This is a genomic window from Methanocaldococcus villosus KIN24-T80 (genome assembly GCF_000371805.1).
GTDB lineage: Archaea > AGJL01 > Methanococci > Methanococcales > Methanocaldococcaceae > Methanocaldococcus > Methanocaldococcus villosus.
Genome location: NZ_AQUK01000001.1, coordinates 948320 through 965917, shown reverse-complemented (window position 1 = coordinate 965917; position 17598 = coordinate 948320). Strand labels below are relative to the sequence as shown.

The 17598-nt window shown below is 31.0% G+C and carries 18 protein-coding genes, 6 tRNA genes, 1 rRNA gene and 1 CRISPR repeat array; of the genes, 15 read left to right on the top strand and 10 right to left on the bottom strand.

All coding sequences use genetic code 11. The features are described from left to right. Positions 1-27: 27 nt before the first annotated feature. The 6 genes from METVI_RS0105590 to METVI_RS0105565 all read right to left on the bottom strand — a co-directional run bounded on the left by METVI_RS0105590 (position 28) and on the right by METVI_RS0105565 (position 654). Positions 28-105: transfer RNA gene (locus tag METVI_RS0105590), tRNA-Asp, on the bottom strand. A 33-nt stretch (positions 106-138) separates the two neighbouring features. Further along, positions 139-253 (bottom strand): 5S ribosomal RNA (gene rrf, locus METVI_RS0105585). A gap of 11 nt (positions 254-264) precedes the next feature. Further along, positions 265-341 (bottom strand) — tRNA-Lys (locus METVI_RS0105580). A 67-nt stretch (positions 342-408) separates the two neighbouring features. Beyond that, positions 409-485 (bottom strand) — tRNA-Tyr (locus METVI_RS0105575). Positions 486-492: 7 nt separating this feature from the next. Further along, a tRNA-Pro gene (locus METVI_RS0105570) sits at positions 493-570 on the bottom strand. A 7-nt stretch (positions 571-577) separates the two neighbouring features. Then, a tRNA-Thr gene (locus METVI_RS0105565) sits at positions 578-654 on the bottom strand. Between the two features lie 149 nt (positions 655-803). Between METVI_RS0105565 and METVI_RS0105560 the strand changes: the two genes are divergently transcribed. The 7 genes from METVI_RS0105560 (at position 804) to ppsA (ending at position 6904) form a co-directional block, all read left to right on the top strand. Further along, entirely contained in the window at positions 804-1496 is a 693-nt protein-coding gene (locus METVI_RS0105560; RefSeq protein WP_004589740.1) for an energy-coupling factor ABC transporter permease, read from the top strand. Continuing rightward, a complete protein-coding gene (locus tag METVI_RS0105555) occupies positions 1497-1772 on the top strand; it encodes an energy-coupling factor ABC transporter substrate-binding protein (protein WP_004589741.1) in 276 nt (91 codons plus the stop codon). A 22-nt stretch (positions 1773-1794) separates the two neighbouring features. Continuing rightward, positions 1795-2574, top strand: coding sequence for a cobalt ECF transporter T component CbiQ (cbiQ, locus tag METVI_RS0105550; protein WP_004589742.1), 780 nt, complete (start codon positions 1795-1797; stop codon positions 2572-2574). An 82-nt stretch (positions 2575-2656) separates the two neighbouring features. Beyond that, positions 2657-3466 (top strand): 2-oxoacid:ferredoxin oxidoreductase subunit beta, encoded by an 810-nt coding sequence (locus METVI_RS0105545; protein ID WP_004589743.1) that lies wholly within the window; start codon positions 2657-2659, stop codon positions 3464-3466. After that, positions 3463-3912 (top strand): coenzyme F420-reducing hydrogenase, FrhD protein, encoded by a 450-nt coding sequence (frhD, locus tag METVI_RS0105540; protein WP_004589744.1) that lies wholly within the window; start codon positions 3463-3465, stop codon positions 3910-3912. Before METVI_RS0105545 ends, frhD begins: the two co-directional genes overlap by 4 nt. After that, positions 3909-4547, top strand: coding sequence for a DNA repair and recombination protein RadB (radB, locus tag METVI_RS0105535; RefSeq protein WP_004589745.1), 639 nt, complete (start codon positions 3909-3911; stop codon positions 4545-4547). The genes frhD and radB overlap by 4 nt, the downstream gene beginning before the upstream one ends. Before the next feature lie 59 nt (positions 4548-4606). Then, a complete protein-coding gene (gene ppsA, locus METVI_RS0105530; RefSeq protein WP_017981111.1) occupies positions 4607-6904 on the top strand; it encodes a phosphoenolpyruvate synthase in 2298 nt (765 codons plus the stop codon). On the opposite strand, the gene METVI_RS0105525 is transcribed toward ppsA, so the two are convergent. Beyond that, entirely contained in the window at positions 6899-7624 is a 726-nt protein-coding gene (locus METVI_RS0105525) for a metallophosphoesterase (protein WP_004589748.1), read from the bottom strand. The two genes, ppsA and METVI_RS0105525, sit on opposite strands and share 6 nt — an antisense overlap. A 118-nt stretch (positions 7625-7742) precedes the next feature. After that, positions 7743-7817 (bottom strand) — tRNA-Ile (locus tag METVI_RS0105520). A gap of 138 nt (positions 7818-7955) precedes the next feature. Between METVI_RS0105520 and yjjX the strand changes: the two genes are divergently transcribed. The 8 genes from yjjX to fen all read left to right on the top strand — a co-directional run bounded on the left by yjjX (position 7956) and on the right by fen (position 15860). Continuing rightward, positions 7956-8600 (top strand): inosine/xanthosine triphosphatase, encoded by a 645-nt coding sequence (gene yjjX, locus METVI_RS0105515; protein ID WP_004589749.1) that lies wholly within the window; start codon positions 7956-7958, stop codon positions 8598-8600. Then, positions 8597-9253, top strand: a complete 657-nt coding sequence (locus METVI_RS0105510; RefSeq protein WP_004589750.1) for a S24/S26 family peptidase — start codon at positions 8597-8599, stop codon at positions 9251-9253. The genes yjjX and METVI_RS0105510 overlap by 4 nt, the downstream gene beginning before the upstream one ends. After that, positions 9250-9852 carry a hypothetical protein gene (locus METVI_RS0105505; protein ID WP_004589751.1) on the top strand — a complete coding sequence of 201 codons (603 nt, stop codon included), beginning with the start codon at positions 9250-9252 and terminating at the stop codon, positions 9850-9852. The genes METVI_RS0105510 and METVI_RS0105505 overlap by 4 nt, the downstream gene beginning before the upstream one ends. Continuing rightward, positions 9849-10838 carry a hydrogenase expression/formation protein HypE gene (gene hypE, locus METVI_RS0105500; RefSeq protein WP_004589752.1) on the top strand — a complete coding sequence of 330 codons (990 nt, stop codon included), beginning with the start codon at positions 9849-9851 and terminating at the stop codon, positions 10836-10838. The genes METVI_RS0105505 and hypE overlap by 4 nt, the downstream gene beginning before the upstream one ends. 2 nt (positions 10839-10840) lie before the next feature. Continuing rightward, entirely contained in the window at positions 10841-11995 is a 1155-nt protein-coding gene (locus METVI_RS0105495) for a bis-aminopropyl spermidine synthase family protein (RefSeq protein WP_004589753.1), read from the top strand. Next, entirely contained in the window at positions 11992-12492 is a 501-nt protein-coding gene (gene ilvN, locus METVI_RS0105490) for an acetolactate synthase small subunit (RefSeq protein WP_004589754.1), read from the top strand. Before METVI_RS0105495 ends, ilvN begins: the two co-directional genes overlap by 4 nt. 2 nt (positions 12493-12494) lie before the next feature. Continuing rightward, positions 12495-13892 (top strand): Asp-tRNA(Asn)/Glu-tRNA(Gln) amidotransferase subunit GatB, encoded by a 1398-nt coding sequence (gene gatB, locus METVI_RS0105485; protein WP_017981110.1) that lies wholly within the window; start codon positions 12495-12497, stop codon positions 13890-13892. A gap of 115 nt (positions 13893-14007) precedes the next feature. After that, positions 14008-14479: direct repeats of the CRISPR family, unit length 37 nt; unit sequence GTTTCCATCCTTGTTTTAATGGATAAGCGATTCAAAC. A 418-nt stretch (positions 14480-14897) separates the two neighbouring features. Next, positions 14898-15860, top strand: a complete 963-nt coding sequence (gene fen / locus METVI_RS0105480) for a flap endonuclease-1 (protein WP_004594209.1) — start codon at positions 14898-14900, stop codon at positions 15858-15860. On the opposite strand, the gene METVI_RS0105475 is transcribed toward fen, so the two are convergent. Beyond that, positions 15861-16880: a M42 family metallopeptidase gene (locus tag METVI_RS0105475; RefSeq protein WP_017981109.1), complete on the bottom strand. Its 1020-nt coding sequence runs from the start codon at positions 16878-16880 to the stop codon at positions 15861-15863. Between the two features lies 1 nt (position 16881). Further along, positions 16882-17595, bottom strand: coding sequence for a PP2C family protein-serine/threonine phosphatase (locus tag METVI_RS0105470; protein WP_004594210.1), 714 nt, complete (start codon positions 17593-17595; stop codon positions 16882-16884). Positions 17596-17598: the final 3 nt, after the last annotated feature.

Genomic DNA, 17598 nt, shown 5'->3' with positions numbered 1-17598 from the left:
TAAATATAATGTGATAAAATTAAAAATTGGCGCCCTGGCCGGGATTTGAACCCGAGTCACGGGAGTGACAGTCCCGTATGATAGGCCGGGCTACACCACCAGGGCATATAAGCCAAGGATAACCTAAAAATAAAAAGTGGCCGGCAGCGTCGCCCCTTTCCCGCCAAAAGGCAGTACTCGGGGCATCGCTGGGGGGCTTAACTTCCGTGTTCGGGATGGGAACGGGTGTATCCCCCCCGCTATGGCCGCCGTACCACAAAGAAGTGGCGGGCTCGGAGGGATTTGAACCCTCGACCACCTGGTTAAAAGCCAGGCGCTCTGCCAGGCTGAGCTACGAGCCCACCTTAATGTGCGTTACATAAATAATGTTTTTCTTATATATATACTTTTCGGTTAGAAGATTTTGAATGGTCCGGCGGGCCGGATTTGAACCAGCGACATGGGGATCTACAGTCCCCCGTTCTACCAGGCTGAACTACCGCCGGACACAAGTGGTGGGCCTGCCCAGATTTGAACTGGGGTCCCAGGATCCCAAATCCCAGAGGATAGACCAGGCTACCCCACAGGCCCACATAAATGGAGCCCCGGGGGGGATTTGAACCCCCGACCGCCTGATTACAAGTCAGGCGCTCTACCAGGCTGAGCTACCGAGGCAACAACAGCAGATAAATTAAATTACATAAGTAGTATATAAACTTTTCTATTTAGTTTATTTAAATATTTTAAACTTAAAATTATAGAAAAATATATATAAATTAAAAATATTTTAAGAAGTTATAAAGTTTTTTTGAAATGGTGATACTATGCACATTATGGAAGGTTTCTTACCACCTATGTGGTGTGCATTTTGGTATATATTGTCAGGTATTGTTTGGATTTATGGGGTTATGCAACTGAAAAAACTGTTTGATGAGATGCCTGAAGCTAAACCATTGGTTGCTATAGCAGGTGCATATATGTTTATCCTCAGTTCTTTAAAAATGCCTTCAGTTACTGGAAGTTGTTCTCATCCATGTGGTAATGGTTTAGGGGCAGTATTATTTGGTCCTTCTGTTACTGCAGTGTTAGCATCTATTGTTCTACTGTTCCAAGCATTATTTTTAGCACATGGAGGGATTACAACATTAGGAGCTAATGTTTTCTCAATGGGTATTGTTGGACCATTTGTAGGATGGTTGATATATAAAGCTCTAAAAGGAAAAATGGATTCTACATATGTTGTAGGTTTAGCAGCAATGTTTGCTGATTGGGCTACTTATGCTACAACATCTCTTCAACTAACATTAGCCTTTCCTGGAAAAGACCCTATAGCTACATTTACAGCATTTGCTACAGTATTTGCAATAACACAAATCCCATTAGCTATAGCTGAAGGTTTATTAACAATGATAATTTGGGATTATCTAAAGAAATTAAAACCAGACTTATTATTAAAGTTGGGAGTTATTGATGAAAGTGAAATTAATGTAAATGTAGCTCCTGCTGGAGGTGAATAAATGGAAACCAAACATATTGTTCTATTAGGGATAATTATTCTCCTATGTGTCATCCCTTTAGCATTTGTTAAAGGTAGTTTTGAAGGTTCTGACGATCAGGCTGAGGATGTAATAAAAGATGTTAATCCACAATATCATCCATGGTTTCAACCAATATGGGAACCACCTAGTGGAGAGATAGAGAGTTTATTATTTGCAGTACAAGCTGCTATTGGGGCAATAATTATTGGATACTTTATAGGTTACTATAAAGGTAAAGCTGAATCCACACACTAAAAAATTTTTTTGGTGATCTTTTTTGAAATATAGTATAGATACATTAGCTTATAACAACAATTTAAAGAATGTAAATCCAAAATTGAAGGTTTTGTTTGCTATTTTATGTTTAATAACTTCAGTTATCTCAACATCAATAGTTGTTCCAATTGTTATATTTTTTGTAATGAGCTATCTTATAATATTTAAAGCAAAAATACCAAAAAAAATATATCTCTATCTTATAACTCCAGCTATTGGCTTTGGAATATTTACATTAGTGTTTATGAGTATTTGGTATGGAACTAATGAGATCTTCTCTATTCCTATCTTTAGTTTTAAAATATCTTTTCATAAATATGGATTAAATTTAGGACTGTTAGTTTTTAGCAGAATGTTAGGGGGAGTTTCATCAATGTTATTCTTAGCTTTAACTACACCAATGCCTCAACTTTTTTATGTTTTAAGAGATTTAAAGTTTCCATCAGTGTTTATTGAAATGTTAATGATGATCTATAGATACATCTTTGTATTGTTAGATGAAATGATCAGAATAAAATTTGCCCAAGAAACAAGGTTAGGTTATAAAGATTTAAAAACATCATATAGATCTCTTGGTATATTAGCTGCACAGCTTTTTATTAGGGCTTTTGAAAAAGGGGAGAAAGCTTATTTATATATGCTTAGTAGATGCTATGATGGAAAGTTAAGAACATTGGAAAGTATAGAAAATCCAAAATTGAAAGATGTGTTATTAATTTTTATCTTTGAATTTATTTTATTAATTTTAGTATTTATCACAAAAGACATCAGAATTTTTTAAATATTTATTTTCTTTAATAAATAGCAACTATTATATAATCTATTTTTCTAACAAAAGGATAAAAACCCACTGGGTGAGATGTTTGCACTTTGCTATAAAATATTTGAGGGAAGATAGATTACCCCACATATTTTGTCCAGGATGTGGAAATGGAATTGTAATAAACTGTTTTGTAAAAGCTTTAATAGATTTAAATATAAAGCCTGAAGATTATATAGCTGTTTCTGGAATTGGATGTTCTTCAAGAATACCAGGATATTTATACTGTGATTCCCTACATACAACACATGGTAGGGCTATAGCCTTTGCTACTGGTGTGAAGATAGCTAGGCCTGATAAATATGTTGTAGTTTTTACTGGAGATGGAGATTTGGCAGCAATAGGGGGGAACCATTTTATACATGGATGTAGAAGGAATATTGATTTAACTGTTATATGTGTAAATAACAATATTTATGGAATGACAGGAGGGCAAGTTTCTCCAACAACTCCACATGGGAAAAGAGCCACAACAGCACCTTATGGCAATATCGAAAATGAACTTGATTTATGTAAATTGGCAATCTCTGCAGGAGCATCTTATGTTGCAAGATGGACAACAGCACATCCTATACAGCTAGTTAGATCAATAAAAAAGGGATTAAAAAAGAAAGGATTTGCCTTTATTGAGGTAATTTCACAGTGTCCAACATACTATGGAAGGTTAAATATTTCAAGAAAGCCTGTTGATGTGTTAAAGTATATTAAAGATCATTCAATTAATATTAACAAAGCTAAAAATATGGATGAAGAGGAGCTAAAAGATAAAATTATTGTTGGAGAGTTTTTAGATGTTGAGAAGAAGGAGTTTGTTGAAGAGTTAAATAAGTTAATAGAAAAAGTGAAACAATGATCTTAATAGTTGGTTGTGGAAATGTTTTATTTGGTGATGACGGTTTTGGCTATGAAGTTATAAAAAGATTGGAAGAAATAAAATTACCTGAAAATGTTAAGCTTATTGATGCTGGGGCTAGTGGAGCTTACTATTTAATGGATATAGTAGATGAAAATGTAGAGAAAATAATAATTGTTGATGCCATTGATTATGGATTAAAACCTGGGGAGATAAAGATTTTAAGTGTAGATGAGTTACCTAATATAAGAAAATATACTTTTGATGCTCATGCTGTCCCTTTAGCCCCATTTTTAAAAGACTTGGCAGAGAAAGGGATTGAGGTAAAGGTTATTGGATGTCAGGTAAAAAATTTACCCATCCCAGAAATAAACCCAGGATTGTCAGAAGAGGTAAAAAAAGCTGTGGATAAAGCTGTGAAAATTATATTAGAAGAGATACTATGATAAGAAATATTATTCTGGGCTATGCTAATAAAGGACTCTTAACACAAATATATGGTCAGCCAGGAGCTGGTAAGACAAATATTTGTTTGTTAAACACTATAAACTACTCCAAAGAAGGAAAAGTTGTATATATTGATACTGAGAGTGGATTATCTATAGAGAGATTAAAACAAATAACTGAAAATTACAAGGATGTATTAAAAAATATGATTATTTATAATGTATTTGATTTTTTTGAACAAGATAAGGTAATTCAAAAAGAACTGATAGAGATATGTAAAAATAACATTAGCTTAGTGGTTGTTGATAATATCTCTTCTTTATACAGATTAGAGCTAACTGACAAAGCTGAAAAAAATATTGTTTTAAATAGAATGTTAGGGAATCAATTAAAGGTTTTGGCTAAGATAGCTAAGATTTATAACATTCCTGTTATCATAACAAATCAAATAAGAGAGACAATAAATGGATTTGAAGCTTCTGGTGGGCATTTATTGGAGTATTGGAGTAAATGTATAATAAGATTAGAGAAGTTAGGTGAAGATAGATTAGCTATTTTGGAAAAACACTTATTTGCTGGAGAAGATAGAGTTAGATTTAGAATAGTTGATAATGGAATTGTTATTTTAGATTAGAGAAAATTTATATAAATGTTTTAATAGAAAAGATATTAATAATATTTAAGAGGGAAAGTATGAAGTTTATTGCATGGTTAGATGAGTTATCAAATAAGGATGTATCTATAGCTGGAGGTAAAGGAGCTTCATTGGGAGAGATGTGGAATGCAGGCTTACCAGTACCTCCAGCTTTTGTAGTTACTGCTGATGCATACAGATACTTTATTAAAGAGACTGGATTGATGGAGAAGATAAAGCAAGTGTTAAAAGATCTTGATATAAACAATACTAAAGCTTTAGAAGAAGCTTCTAAAAAGATAAGAAGTATGATAGAATCAGAAAAAATGCCTGATGATTTAAGATTGGCAATAATTGAAGCATATAATAAGCTTTGTGAAATGTGTGGGGAAGAGGTTTTTGTAGCTGTTAGAAGTTCAGCAACTGCTGAAGATCTCCCAGATGCTAGCTTTGCTGGACAACAAGAGACTTTTTTAAATGTAAAAGGAGCAGAAAATGTTGTTAAATATGTCCAGAAATGTTTTTCTTCACTATTCACCCCTAGGGCAATATTCTATAGAGAGCAGAAGGGATTTGATCATTTTAAAGTAGCTTTAGCAGCAGTTGTTCAAAAAATGGTAAATGCTGATAAAGCTGGAGTGATGTTTACTGTTAATCCAATAACTGAGAAAGAAAATGAACTTGTCATAGAAGCCGCTTGGGGTTTAGGAGAAGGAGTGGTTAGTGGAGCTGTGTCACCTGATACATACATTGTAGATAAGAACACATTAAAGATTCTTGATAAGCATATAGCTAAAAAAGAGATTATGTATGTTAGAGATGAGAAAGGAGAAACAAAAGTTGTAGAAGTTCCTGAAGATATGAAAGAGAAGCAAGTTTTAACAGATGATGAAATAGTTGAACTAACAGAAATGGGTATAAAAATAGAAAAGCATTATGGAATGCCTATGGATGTAGAATGGGCCTATGAAGGGAAGAAATGTTATATGTTACAAGCTAGACCAATAACTACATTAGGTAAGAGAAAAAAGAAGGTTAGTGAGGAAGTTGAAGGAAAGATATTATTAAAAGGTATTGGAGCTTCTCCAGGGATAGCATCTGGTAGGGTTAAAATAGTTATGGATATAGAAGAGATAGATAAAGTAGAAGAGGGGGATATATTAGTTACTAAAATGACTACTCCAGATATGGTCCCTGCTATGAAAAAAGCTGCTGCTATAGTTACTGATGAAGGAGGTTTAACTTGTCATGCTGCTATTGTATCCAGAGAGTTAGGAGTTCCTTGTGTTGTAGGAACAAAATATGCTACTAAAATATTAAAAGATGGAATGTTAGTTACTGTTGATGGAGAAAAAGGAGTGGTGTATGAAGGAATTATTAAAAAAGAGGAAGAAGAGAAGAAAGAAGTAATTGTTAAAGAATCTCCAACAATAATAACTGCTACTGAAGTTAAAGTTAATGTTTCAATGCCAGAAGCTGCAGAAAAGGCTGCTAAGACTGGTGCTGATGGAGTAGGATTGTTAAGAGCAGAGCATATGATTTTAGGTTTAGGAAAACATCCAAAGAAGATATTAGAAGATGAGGGAAGAGAAGCTTTAATTAATGCTTTAATGGAAGGAATTAGAAAAGTTGCTGATGCCTTTTACCCAAGACCTGTTACATACAGAACATTGGATGCTCCTACTGATGAGTTTAGAAACTTAGAAGGTGGAGATAGAGAACCAATAGAACATAATCCAATGCTTGGATGGAGAGGAATTAGAAGAAGTTTAGATGATCCAGATATACTAAAATGTGAGTTAGAAGCTATAAAAAGATTGAGAGAAGAGGGGTATAAGAATATAGAGATAATGATTCCATTGGTAACACACCCAGATGAAGTTAGGAAAGTTAAAGAAATAATGAGAGAAGTTGGTTTAGAACCTGGAAAAGATATAAAGTTTGGAATAATGGTTGAAACCCCTGCTGCAGCTTTAATTATTGAAGAATTTATAAAAGAAGGTATAGACTTTATTAGCTTAGGAACAAATGATTTAACACAATATACAATAGCTATAGATAGAAATAATGAACTTGTAGCTAAATATTATAAAGAAGACCATCCAGCAGTTTTAAAATTGGTAGAATATGTTATAAAGACATGTAAAAAACATGGTGTAAAGACATCAATATGTGGGCAAGCAGGATCAAGGCCACATATTGTTGAAAAGTTGGTAAGATGGGGAATTGACAGTGTTTCAGCAAATATAGATGCTGTTGAAACAATAAGAAGGGTTGTAGCAAGAACTGAGCAAAAGGTTATCTTGGATTATATAAGAGATTTACATGAAGAAAAAACTAAAAACAAAAAATTATAATCTATTAAATTCTAATAAATCTTTTAATTTCCCAAATTCTAATAATCCAATTTCTGTTATTCCAAACACTTCCCCATCTAAATAATCTTTTTTTATTATTGGAGATGAAGGATAATTATTAACCAAATCATTTCCAGGAGATAAAGGATTAAAAGCAGGTAAAACAATATAATTTTTATTTACTAAATATATTGGAAATTTATATGTTGTAATCTCATCTCTTATTTTTATAGAAGGATGTTCATGAGCCAAAATTAAAAAATCTCCTTCTACAACTTTGTGTCCATGAGTTACAGTGTATTTACCTAATTCAAAATAATCATATGTCTCTGTAATTTTACTTAAATAAGTATCATGGTTCCCTTTTATTAAAATTAGTTCAACATGTTCATTTAATAAATTTAAAAATTCATTTACAAACTCTATTTCTCTTTTTATAGGATAAAAATTATGTTTTAGATCCCCATTAATTATTAATGATTTTATTTTATAATTCTCAATAAGTTTTAGAATGTTATTTATAACTCTATCTTTTTGTATTAATGGAAAATTAGCTCCTGATTCATTGAATGAAATATCAAAACCAATATGGGTATCAGCTATAATTCCATATTTTTTATAAATAATAGCCCTATCCTCTGTTAAAGTTAAATTTTTTATTTTCATAATAGACTCTCTAAAAAAGTTTGTATCTGCCCTTGGAAAACCGGGATATTTCATTGAAGGCCTATGCCTCCTCTACCCGGCCGCCATGTGGGCAGATTGCCGCGGTGGTGTCATCCCCTGCGGAAGGTCACCACCTGGATTATAGTTAAAAAATGATTTAGTTAAAAAATGATAGGGCGGCGGGGATTTGAACCCCGGACCTCTCGGTTATCAGCCGAGCGCTCTAACCAGGCTGAGCCACCGCCCTACAATAAAAGTTAGTAGATTATGCATAAGTAAAACTAGTATATAAACTTTTCTCCTATAGTTTTTAAATATAAAAATTAAATGATTTATAGACAAACTCTTAAAAACTTTAAAAGATATATTATTTTTGGTGAGTTTTATGGAAAAGGCATGTGAAATTTGTGGTAAAAAAGCTGAGATTTTCTTATATGGGATGCATTTATGTAAAGATATTAAATGCTGGGAAGAAGCTAAAAAAATAAGTTTAGCTAGACATAAAATGAGAGTAGTAGCATTAGGATCAAAAAATCCTATTAAAGTTAAAGCTACAAAAGAAGCATTTGAAAGAGTTATAGGTTATTCTGAGATAATTCCTGTAGATGTGGATAGTAAAGTTTCTCCTCATCCTATTGGGTTAGAAGAAACATATAAAGGTGCTTTAAATAGAGCTAAAGAAGCATTTAAAAAGATTCAGTGTGTTTATTCTGTTGGTATTGAAGCAGGAATGATTGAATTAGATGGGCATTATTTGGATATACATGTAGCTGTTGTTTATGATGGAATTAGAGAAACTGTTGGATTATCTCAAGGATTTGAATATCCAAAGATTGTAGCTGAACATATAATGAAAGGCATTGAAGGAAAAATAATAGCTGAAAAAATATCAGGGATAAAAGGTATTGGTGAAAGTGTAGGAATGATAGGATATTTAACAGATAATCATATAAAAAGAGAAGATCTTTGTAGAGATGCAGTAATTATGGCACTTATTCCAAGAATGAAAAGAAATGTTGAGTTATATTGAGGGTGGTTATTATTAAAAAAGAAAAAATTATTGAATGGATAGTTTTTTTAATAGTTTTGTTCTTGATTTGGAGTCATGTAAATGTTGTTGTATCTAACAGTATGTATCCTATAATGAAAAGAGGAGATTTGGTAATTGTTGAAAATGCAGGTTTTGAGTTTAACCCAAATGATGTTAAAGTTGGAGATATTGTTGTTTATTCAGCACATTGGGATGCCTATCAATATATCTTATATGCCATATCTCAAAAATTAGGTTATGATTTTAATAATACACTATTTATTTTTAATAGAGGTGATGATAAATTAGAAGCTAAAGTTTTAGGAAAGTTAAAAACAGATGTTGGAGAGTTTGTAATTATAAACTTCTCTACACCAAAATTGTTTGAAAAACCAGTTATACATAGAGTGATTGATAAAGTGGAGTTTGATAATAGGACATACTTTATTATAAAAGGGGATAATAATTATATGCATGATCCTGAACTTGTTTCAATTAATCAGATAAAGCAGAGAGTGTTAACTATAGATGGACATCCTTTAATAATCCCATATTTAGGATACCTCTCTATATATGCAAAGGAATATTGGTATATTATAGTTCTTATAATTATATTTGATATACTTTATAAGCAATTGAGAGGGAAAAAATGAAAAAGTTATTAGCTATTGTTATTCTCTTTACTCTCTTATCTTTATGTATAAACAAAAATTTGGATATATATAAAGATGAATTAACTTTTTACTATAATGGACATCCCATAGATGTTAAACTAAGAGTTCCAATAAGTATGGCTTTAGAAACAGAGTTAGTAAATACAAGTGATAAGGAAATATATTATCTCTACCATACTAAAAAAAATCTCTATATTATTTCAAATTTATCTGTGTCACCAAAAGGTGGAGGAGTTGCTATATTAGAGTTATTAACAAAAATTTCATGGTTAAATAATTTTTACCCTCATAACATAATTCTTGAACTTAATAGATCAAATAATACTGTTTATTTAGAATTTAAGCTAGTTAATGGTAAAGAAGGGGAAGCTAAATTAAAAATAAATGAATGTGAGGCTATAATGAATAGTAACAATACATTGGTAATATTAGCAAATATTAGTGACAAAAAAGCAAGAATATCAAAGGTAGGAAACAAGATTATTATAGAAGGGGATTCTTTAGAAGAAATGGATAAAGCTGTTGCAAGATTCATTATTGATATAATAAATTATACAGTTATTGGTGATATTAAATGATAACAAAGATGCATGGGGCTGGAGGAAGGTTAATGATTGAATTTATAAAAAATCAGATTTTAAAAAATATTGAATTAAAGAAAGTTAATGGTTTAGGTTTAGATGATTTAGATGATGCAGGGACAATTAAATTGGATGACAAGCATATTGCTTTTACAACAGATAGCTATACTGTTAAACCAATATTCTTTCCTGGAGGAGATATTGGAAGATTAGCAGTTTCAGGGACTGTCAATGATTTATCTGTTGTAGGAGCCAAACCTTTAGCTTTATCTTTAGCCTTTATCATTCCAGAAGGTTATGATGAAGAAAAGATAGAAAGGATTATTAAATCTATAAATAAAACTTCTAAAGAAGCTGAAGTAGCAATAATAGCTGGAGATACTAAAGTTACTGATGGGTTAGATGAGATAATAATAAACACTTCTGGTGTAGGGGTAGCTGAGAAGGTAATTAAAGATAGTGGGGTTAAAGATGGTGATGCTATTATTGTGTCTGGCAACATAGCTGAACATGGATTGGCTATTTTATTGTCTAGGGAAGAGTTTGAGTTTGAGACAAATATAAAATCTGATGTAGCTCCTCTTAATAAAATGATAGAAAATATTTTAGATCTTGAAATAAGTGCTATGAAGGATCCTACAAGAGGAGGATTAGCTGAAGCCTTAAATGAATTAGCAGAAAAGAGTAGTGTAGGAATAACAATTTTTGAAGATAAAATCCCTATATCTGATGAAGTTTCATCTGTCTGTGAAATTCTTGGTTTAGACCCTTTAACAATAGCTAATGAAGGAAAAGTTGTTATAGCTGTTGATAAAAAAGATGCTGAAGAATGTTTAGAAAGGCTTAGAGAACACCCACTTGGCAAAAATGCTGAAATAATTGGTTATGCTACAAAAGAACATAAAGGGGTGTTAATGGAAACAGGAATAGGAAAAAGGATAATAGACTATCCAATTGGAGATCCAATACCAAGAGTGTGCTGATTATGATTATTGGTAATATTGGAAGAGGAAAGAAAGAAATTAATGAGGATGACAAATTTAACATTATTTTAGATAAGATAGCTAAAAAAGTTAATGTATCTGAAGGTAGAAGAGCTGTTGAGGATATAATAAGAATTATTTTTAGAGAACAGCCAATATCAACAAAAAAGATAGCTCAGAAAACAAGACTACCTTTACCAATAGTAGCAAAAGTTAGGGCTATGTTAGAAAGAGAAAAAATATTAAAGAGAAATAAGGGAGCAATTTTAACAGATCTTGGGGAGAAATTAGCTAAGGAGTATTTAAAATTGAGATATAGAGGATCATTAATATGTGATAAGTGTAAGGGTAGGGGAATAATTTTAGATGAATTTTTTAAAGAGATTTTAAATAAAGCAGAAAAATATTTTAAAAAAAGACCTTCTCCAAATACATTAATAGATCAATCATTTGCCACATTAGAAACATCTGTTTATAGGGTAGCTTTGATGTGTGAGAGAGGGGATTTAGAAGGTAGAAGGATAATGTTTGTTGGTGATGATGACCTCACATCCATCCCTGCAGCTCTTACAGGTTTTGCTGATGAGATTGCAGTAGTTGATATAGATGAGAGGATATTAAGAATAATAGAAGAATTTTCTAAAGAAGAGGATGTTAAGATAAAGATAGTGAAGCATGATTTAAGGAAGCCACTACCAAATGATTTAAAAGATAGTTTTGATACAATATCAACAGATCCACCATATACATTAAATGGGTTAAGACTGTTCTTATCAAGAGGTATTGAAGCATTAGGTAAAGAAGGAGTAGCTTATCTTTCTTATTCTCACAAACCCATAGAAGAGTTTCTATTAGTGCAGAAGGCAATAAATGAAATGAACTTTGTTATTTCTGAATTAATTCCTAATTTTAATTATTATGAAGGTTCTGAAATTATAGCTAATACAACATTCATAGCTAGGTTAATAGGAAAAGACTTAAAACCAAATATAGGAGATACTGAAAAGATATATACTGGCTTAGTTAAGCCTGTTATTAGATATTATAAATGTTTAAAATGTGGAAAGATTTATAAGTTATTAAATGAGAGGATTGAAGATTTAAAATGTTCATGTGGATCAAGAAAGTTTAGGATGGTTAAGAGGGAGAAATTATGAAGCATGTTATTTCAGCACTAGTTTTGAATAAACCAGGAGTTCTACAGAGAATATCAGGTTTATTCTCAAGAAGGGGTTTTAATATTTCATCAATAACAGTTGGTACTACAGAGAACCCAAATATATCAAGGATGACAATAGTTGTTAATGGAGATGATAAAGTTTTGGAACAGGTAGTTAAACAGTTAAATAAGCTTATTGATGTTATAAAGGTTAGTGAGTTACAAGAAAAGAAGTCTGTTCAAAGAGAATTATGTTTAATAAAAATATATGCCCCAACTGAAAGTGCTAAATCACAAGTTATACAATATACAAATATTTTTAGAGGGAATATTGTTGATATCTCTCATGAATCATTAATAGTAGAAATAACAGGTAATGAAGACAAAATAAATGCATTTATAGATCTTGTTAAACCACTGGGAATAAAAGAAATAGCAAGAACTGGAATAACTGCTTTAACAAGAGGACCAAAAGTTCTGAAACCAAGGGGATAACCATGGAAGATGTAGAAATGAAATGTGGGTTAGAAATACATGTTCAGATTGATACTGAATCTAAGCTATTTTGTAAATGCCCAACAAATTATTTAGATGCTGAACCAAACACAAATATTTGCCCAATTTGTATGGGTTTGCCTGGAGCTAAACCAATGGGTGTTAATAAAAAAGCTTTAGAAGTAGCCATAATGGTAGCAAAAATGTTAAACTGTAACATTGTTGTAGATCAAGATATTTATTTCCAAAGAAAACATTATGACTACCCTGACTTACCAAGTGGATATCAAAGAACTTCAACACCTATTGGTGTGGATGGAGAATTTTTAGGAATTAGAATAAGAGAAATTCATTTAGAAGAAGATCCTGGGCAGTATAATCCAAGTTTAGGATTAGTAGATTTTAACAGAAGTGGGACTCCTCTTATAGAAATAGTTACAGAGCCTGACATAAAGAGTCCTGAACAGGCAAGAGAATTTTTAAAAAATTTAATGACTTTGTTTAGATATCTTGGCTGTCTTAGAGGAGAAGGAACAATGAGGGCTGATGTAAATATCTCCATAAATTACATGGGTGTTCAAGGTGAGAGGGTAGAAGTAAAAAATATTAACTCTATTAAAGGAGTTTATAAAGTGTTAAAATATGAATTAATAAGGCAGAAAAATATAATAAAAAGAGGAGGGAAGATAAAAAGAGAAACTAGAGCTTTTTTAGAAAGCCAGATGATAACTAAATCAATGAGAGAAAAAGAAACTGCTGAAGATTATAGATACATCCCCGACCCAGATATACAACCAATAGTAATAACCAGTGATTGGGTTAAAGAAATTGAAGAAAAGATGCCAGAAACTCCTTTAGCTAAGAAAAAAAGATTTGTTGAACAATATGGGATAGATGAAAGAGATGCTGAAATTTTAGTTGCTGATTTAGATATGGCAGAATTATTTGAGAAAGTAGTTAAAGAATTTCCAAATGATGTTGAGTTAGTAGTAACATGGATTAGAAATGAGCTTAGAAGATCATTAAACTATCATAAAGTTAATTTATATGAAAGTGGGATTAATGAGAAGCATATGATAGAGCTTATTAAATTAATAAAAGATGAAGTTATATCTCAAAAAATAGCTAAAGAGTTAATTGATGAACTTGTTATAAACAGAGGTAAAAAACTACCAACAGAAATTGTTGAAGAAAAAGGGCTTAAAGTTATAAAAGATGACAACTTCTTAGAGAAAGCTGTAGAACAAGCTATAAATGAAAATCAGAAAGCTGTTGAAGATTATCTAAGTGGTAAAAAAGAAGCTTTAAACTTTTTAGTAGGGCAAGTAATGAAATTAACAAAAGGAAGAGCAGAACCAAAAAAAGTTGTTGAGTTATTAAGACAAAAATTAGTTAAATAAACTTTTTTTATTTTTTATATTTAAAATTTATTTTTTATATTTAAAATTTATTTTTTATATTTAAAATTTATTTTTTATATTTAAAATTTAAAGATAGCTCTTTTATTTTTTAATGTTTTTTATCCTTGTTTTAATGGATAAGTGATTCAAACAGGAAATAGACCCGGTAGTTGCGGCGTTACATGAAAGTTTCCATCCTTGTTTTAATGGATAAGCGATTCAAACATTTTTAACAAACTCCTTTATTCCTATATTTTCTATAGTTTCCATCCTTGTTTTAATGGATAAGCGATTCAAACTGAATTATCCAATATTAATATCGAAGATGGATTTAGTTTCCATCCTTGTTTTAATGGATAAGCGATTCAAACATATTGTGGAGGCGAGAGTTTGTGTCAGAATGTCAAGTTTCCATCCTTGTTTTAATGGATAAGCGATTCAAACTTGAATGATAATAATGAGATTGTTAATGTTCTTGTTTCCATCCTTGTTTTAATGGATAAGCGATTCAAACTGACAGAAAGACATGTAGACGACCAAGGAAATGCGGGTTTCCATCCTTGTTTTAATGGATAAGCGATTCAAACCCTATGCAACTACTAATTATATTCGCCAAAACTCCTATATAAACCTTTCTTTTCCCATGCGATTTTTCTTACCACCTAATTATTAAAACCTTTATAAAGTTAAGAAAGATTATGCAAATTATTTATAAATATAACGCACAACTGTATTATAAAATATAAACAATTATAGCTTATCTAACTTAAATAAAAACAAACTAAACATAAAACTATAAAAATAAAAATAAATATCTAAAATAATTAAAAAATCTCAATTTTAATTAGAAAAAATCAGTAATACTTTTTCCCGATTTTCTCATACAAATTTTAACAAAAGGGTATATAAAGGCAAGAAAAGTTAATTAGAAAAATTGATATAGTTATTAGAAAAGTTAATTTAACTTTATAATAAATAACAAAAAATTAATTTTTAGGTGATATAATGGGTGTTCCTATAGGAGATTATATACCTAAAAAACCAATCTCATTTGAAGACTTAAAAGGAAAAAAGATAGCTGTTGATGCCATGAATATCCTTTATCAGTTTTTAACTTCAATAAGGTTAAAAGATGGGTCTCCATTAAAAAATAAAAAAGGAGAAATTACCTCAGCATACAATGGTTTATTTTATAAAACTATTAACTTGTTAGAAAAAGGAATAATACCCATATATGTTTTTGATGGGGAGGCTCCAAAATTGAAAGAGAGGATTAGAGAAATAAGAAGAGAAATGAAAGAGAAAGCAAAAGAAAAATTAAAAGAAGCTTCTGATGAAGAGAAAGTAAAGTATGCTAAAAGAATAGCCTATCTAAACAATAATATGGTTGAAAATTGTAAATACTTATTAAAGTTGATGGGTATTCCTTATGTTGAAGCTCCATCTGAAGGAGAAGCACAGGCTAGTTATATGGCTAAAAAAGGAGATGTTTATGCTGTTTTAAGTCAAGATTATGATTCTCTATTATATGGAGCTCCAAGAGTTGTTAGAAATTTGACAACAAATGATCAGCCTGAAATTGTAGAATTGAATGAGGTTCTCAATACTCTTAGAATAAGTTTAGATGATCTTATAGATCTTGCTATATTTTTAGGTACTGATTATAATCCTGGAGGAGTAAAAGGAATAGGATTTAAAAGAGCATTAGAGATTATCAGAAGTGGAATGGCTAAAGAGTTATTAAAGAAAGAAGTTAAAGAATATGATGAAATTGTTAATATATTTAAAAATCCCAAAGTTACTGATAATTACTCTCTAAATTTAAGACTACCAAACAAAGAAGGAATAATAAAATTTTTGGTAGATGAGCATGACTTTAACTATGAAAGAGTAAAAAAGCATGCTGATAGATTATACAGAATAATTGAAGGCATGACTAAACAGAAAACTTTAGATGCATGGTTTTAATTAGATCTCTTTTAAAATATAATATAACAAGTCTGCAGTCTTTTGTAAATCTCTTTTATCTATAACTTCAACTGGAGTGTGTATATATCTTGCTGGAACTGATAATACTCCAGTAGGTACTCCTTCTCTTGTAAGATGTATAGCTGTTGCATCAGTAGTTCCTCCCTCACTGACTTCAAGCTGCACATCTATATTGTATTTTTTTGCAGTTTCTATCATTAATTTTAACACTTCAGGATGTGCAATTAAACCCCTGCCAGAAGCATCAGCAATATCAATAACAGGACCCTTTCCAAGCTCTACAGGTGCATCCTCTTTCTTAATTCCAGGATGATCTCCAGCAATTGTTACATCAATAACTATAGCCATATCAGGATTTATTTTATAAGCTGAAACTTTAGCCCCTTTTAATCCAACTTCCTCTTGAACTGTAAATACTGCATAAACTTCACAATTTGGCTCTATCCTATTCATTACATCTAATAAAATAGCACATCCTACCCTATCATCAAAGGCCTTCCCAGCTAATCTGTTTTTTCCAAGCTCATAAACTTCTGATACAAAAGATACCCATGAACCAATATTTACCCCCATTTCTATAGCTTCTTCTCTACTTTCAGCTCCTATATCAATAAACATATCCTCATATTTTATTAACTTATTTTTCTCTTCTTCCTTCATCCTATGGGGTGGTTTTGAACCAATTACCCCAAATATATCTCTCTCCCCATGAACAATAACCCTCTGGTTTAACAACATCTGATCATATATTCCCCCTATCTTTGTAAATTTTAGAAACCCATTTTCATCAATATATTTAACCATTAAACCAATCTCATCCATGTGTGCTGCTAACATAACCTTTTTATTTCCCTCTCCTTTTTTGGCTATTAAGTTACCAAATTTATCAATTTCTATCTCACAATCCTTCAACTCTCTCATTATATATTCTCTAACATTATCTTCTCTTCCAGATATTCCATGTAGTTGGGATAACTTTTTTAAATAATCTACTACCATATTATTTCACCTTAAAAACAATTATACTTACATTATCCATAGTCTTTTTCAATGCAATTTTTAACAGATTTTCAACAATATCTTTTGGTTCTTCATATTTATTAATTACTTCCAATATCTCTTTCTCCCTCACATAATCATGTAATCCATCAGAGCTCAATAGCAAAATATCTCCACTTTTTAACTCTTTTTTATAAATATCTACTGCAAAATCTATTCCAAGAGCATGTTTAAGCACATGTTTATATGGGTGATACATTGCCTCTTCTTCTGACAAATATCCTTTATCAATAAGCTCTTGTACATAGGTATGATCTTTAGTTTTAAAAATTATTTTTCCATCCCTTATTATATAAGCTCTTGAATCTCCACAATTAGCTATAATAGCTTTATTATCTTTAATAACTACAGATGTAAGTGTTGTTCCCATCTCCTCTCTATCTCCATAAGATTGATTTAGAATAGCATTGTGCACTTTTTTAAAAGCTTCTTTTAAAATAGTCTCTATTTCTTCATATAAAAGTGATTTATAACAGTTTTTTTCAAAGAATTTTTCTAATTCCTCAATAGCTATTTTTGATGCAATATCTCCTGCATTATGCCCTCCCAAACCATCAGCAACTGCTAATAAATAAATATCCCCTATTTTTTTAATTAGTATATGGTCTTCATTTTTATCTCTCCCACCTCTGTGGGTTATTCCAAAAACTTTCATATT